Source organism: Methylobacterium aquaticum (assembly GCF_001043915.1).
In the GTDB taxonomy this organism is placed as follows: Bacteria; Pseudomonadota; Alphaproteobacteria; order Rhizobiales; family Beijerinckiaceae; genus Methylobacterium; species Methylobacterium aquaticum.
The window spans coordinates 1-3383 of sequence record NZ_LABX01000450.1; the positions used below are offsets into that span (position 1 = coordinate 1).

Sequence of the window (3383 nt, forward strand, 5' to 3'; positions counted from 1 at the left end):
GTCGCCGAGCGCCTGCGCGCCGAGGCCCGGGCCCGGGCCTCGGCGCGCAGGCGCTCGGCGACCTCGGCGATGCGCTGCTCGGTCTGGGCGATCTCCGGCGAGCCGATGGCGTTGGCGTTGATCAGGGCCGGCTCGATGCCGGTGGCGACCACCGACACGCGGATGATGCCGTCGAGGCTCTCGTCGAAGGTGGCGCCCAGGATGATGTTGGCGTCGGAATCGACCTCCTCGCGGATGCGGGTGGCGGCCTCGTCGAGTTCGTAGAGGGTGAGGTCGTTGCCGCCGGTGATCGAGATCAGGAGGCCGCGGGCGCCCTTCATCGAGACGTCGTCGAGGAGCGGGTTGGCGATCGCGGCCTCGGCGGCGCGGTTGGCGCGCTTCTCGCCGGACGCCTCGCCGGTGCCCATCATCGCCTTGCCCATGCCGCGCATGATCGCCCGCACGTCGGCGAAGTCGAGGTTGATGAGACCCTCCTTCACCATCAGGTCGGTGATGCAGGCGACGCCCGAATAGAGCACCTGGTCGGCCATCGCGAAGGCATCCGCGAAGGTGGTCTTCTCGTTGGCGACCCGGAACAGGTTCTGGTTCGGGATCACGATCAGGGTGTCGACGGCCTGCTGCAACTCGCTGATGCCGGATTCGGCGGTCCGCATGCGGCGCACGCCCTCGAACTGGAACGGCTTGGTGACGACGCCGACCGTCAGGATGCCCATGTCGCGGGCGGTGCGGGCGATGACCGGGGCCGCGCCGGTGCCGGTGCCGCCGCCCATGCCGGCGGTGATGAAGCACATATGGGCGCCCGAGAGCTGATCGCGGATCTCGTCGATCACCTCCTCGGCGGCGGCGCGGCCGACATCCGGCTGGGAGCCAGCGCCGAGCCCTTGCGTCACCCCGATGCCCATCTGGATCACGCGCTCGGCCTTCGAGGAGGTCAGCGCCTGGGCATCGGTGTTGGCGACCACGAACTCGCAGCCGAGCAGGCCCGACTCGATCATGTTGTTGACGGCGTTGCCGCCCGCGCCGCCGACGCCGAACACGGTGATGCGGGGCTTCAGTTCGCGGATGTCCGGAGCTTGCAGGGAGATGGCCATGATGCGCGAGCCTCTGATGATCGTTACGTTTCTGGTGGCGCCTTCAAGCGGCGCCGTTTGCCGTCCCGCCCGCCGGCGCGGCCCGTGTCCGGGTCCCGCGCCGGAAGGCGATCCCGTTAGAAGCTCTCCGTGAACCAGCGTCCGAACTTGGAGAGGTAGCTGTTGGAGACGAGACCGGTGCGGCCCGACTGGCCGCGCGGCTCGAAATGCTCGACATGCGAGACCTGGGGGTAGACCAGGAGCCCGACGGAGGCCGAGAAGGCCGGCCCCTTGGCGGCTTCGGGCAGCCCCTTGATGCCGAGCGGCCGGCCGATCCGGACCTGCCCCTGAAGAATGCGGCGGGCGACCTCCGGCAGGCCGACGAGCTGGCTGGCGCCGCCCGTCAGCACCACCCGGCGCCCGGCCTGGGCGGCGAAACCCGCATTGCGCAGGCGGTCGCGCACCAGTTCCAGCACCTCCTCGACCCGCGGGCGGATGATCCGCACGAGGTGCGACTTGGGGATGTGGTGCGGCAGGTCGCGCTCGTCCTCGTCGACGCCGTGGACCGCGATCATGTCGCGCTCGTCGGACGCCGTCGCCATGGCGGCGCCGTAGAGGGTCTTGAGCCGCTCGGCCGCCGCCACCCGGGTCGAGAGGCCGCGGGCGATGTCCATGGTGACGTGGTGGCCGCCCACCGCCAGCGCGTCGACATGGACGAGATGGCCACCGGAGAACACCCCGACGCTGGTGGTGCCGCCGCCCATGTCGACGACGGCCACCCCCATCTCGGCCTCGTCGTCGACCAGCGCCGAGAGGCCCGAGGCGTAGGGGGTGGCGATCACCGCCTCGACCCGCAGGTGGGTGTTCTCCACCGCCAGCATCAGGTTGCGGGCGGCGGCGATCTCGGCCGTCACGACGTGCAGGTCGACGCCGAGGCGCTCGCCGAGCATGCCCGACGGATCGACCACCGCGGTCTGCTGGTCGAGGGAATAGCCGGTCGGCAGGGCATGCAGCACCGCCCGGCCCGGGCTGATGCTGTGGGTGCTCGCCGCCTCCAGCACCCGCTGCACGTCGGCGCCGGTGACGGCGCCGGTGCGGACCGGGACCTTGGCGTCGAAATGCTGCGAGCCGAGCCGCCCGCCCGACAGGCTGACGATGACCGACTGCACCTCGACGCGGGCCATGCGCTCGGCGGCATGGACCGCGTGGCGGATCGCGGTCTCGGCCGCCTCCAGATCGACCACGGCGCCGCCCTTGAGGCCGAGCGAGCGCTGGTGGCCGATGCCGATGATGCGGGCGAGATGGGTGCGGCCGCGCAGGGTCGCCAGGGTCTCGACCGGCTGCAACTCGGCGACGAGGCAGACGATCTTGCTGGTGCCGATGTCGAGCACCGACAAGGTCGCGCTCCGGCGCGCCGAGAGCGGCTTTAAGCGCGGCGTGAGACCGTGCTGGAGGAGACTCATGACGCGACGCTCACCGGGAGGGACAGGGGATCGAGGGAGTTGGCGGAACCGGGGCGACCGGCGGGCGTCACGTCGCGCGCGCGGGTCATGTCTCGGTTCCCTTCGGCTTCTGCTTCTTCTTCTGCGCCTCCAGGCGCGCCGCCGCGCCCTCCTCGGTCAGCCGCACCACCACCCGGTCGGGCAGCCGCAGGTCGACCGCGATGATGTCCTTCTCGAGCAGACTCGACTCGGCCTCCAGCTTGACGAGGCGGGTCACCGCCTCGCGGGCGCCGGTCTCGGGCAGGCGCACGTCGATGCCGTCGAGCTTGAGGGTCCAGCGCCGCCCCGAGACCAGGGTGCCGGCCCGGATCCGGTCCTTGAGCGGACCCGCCGCCTCGAGCAGGGAGAGATATTCCTTGGTGCGCAGGTTAGCCTCGTCGCCCACCACCAGCGGCAGGTTCGCGAAGCGGCCGTCGCGCATCTGGTCGATCACCATGCCGTCGGCGGCGATCACGGCGATCTCGCCGTTGCGCTGCCACAGGGCGCTCGGCTCGCGCTCGGTGAGGGTGATCAGGAGTTCGCGCGGGTAGATCTTGCGCACCGAGACCGCGCCGATCAGCGGCACGGTGGACAGGCGGTCGCGCACGTCGACCACGCTGAGGAAGGGCAGCGAGTTGCGCCGGTCGATCCCGGCGGCCTTCAGGATCTCGGAGGGATGGAGCTGCACCAGCCCCGAGATCGTGACCGTGTCGACGCCGAAACCGAGGGTGCGGGCCGCGATGTCGAGGGGCGTGCCGTAGCGGGCCGACATCTCGGCATAGCCGCCGCCGGACACGAAGCCGGCCGCGGCGACGAGGCCGAAGAACCCGAA

The 3383-nt window shown here is 71.1% G+C and carries 3 protein-coding genes; all 3 read right to left on the minus strand.

Annotation, left to right across the window (positions count from 1 at the left end; genetic code table 11):
- Positions 1-1091 (minus strand): cell division protein FtsZ (gene ftsZ / locus VP06_RS33170; RefSeq protein ID WP_048468088.1); only part of this gene is annotated, 1091 nt, incomplete at its 3' end.
- 116 nt (positions 1092-1207) lie between these two features.
- On the minus strand, positions 1208-2533 hold the full coding sequence (ftsA, locus tag VP06_RS33175) for a cell division protein FtsA (protein ID WP_048468089.1): 1326 nt from the start codon (positions 2531-2533) through the stop codon (positions 1208-1210).
- Positions 2534-2618: 85 nt separating this feature from the next.
- A partial coding sequence (locus VP06_RS33180) for a cell division protein FtsQ/DivIB (protein ID WP_048468090.1) occupies positions 2619-3383 on the minus strand: 765 nt, incomplete at its 5' end.

What these genes read in the sequence shown, in the direction of transcription:
- ftsA (WP_048468089.1), bottom strand. Translation starts at nt 2,533, where the DNA reads ATGAGTCTCCTCCAGCACGGTCTCACGCCGCGCTTAAAGCCGCTCTCG.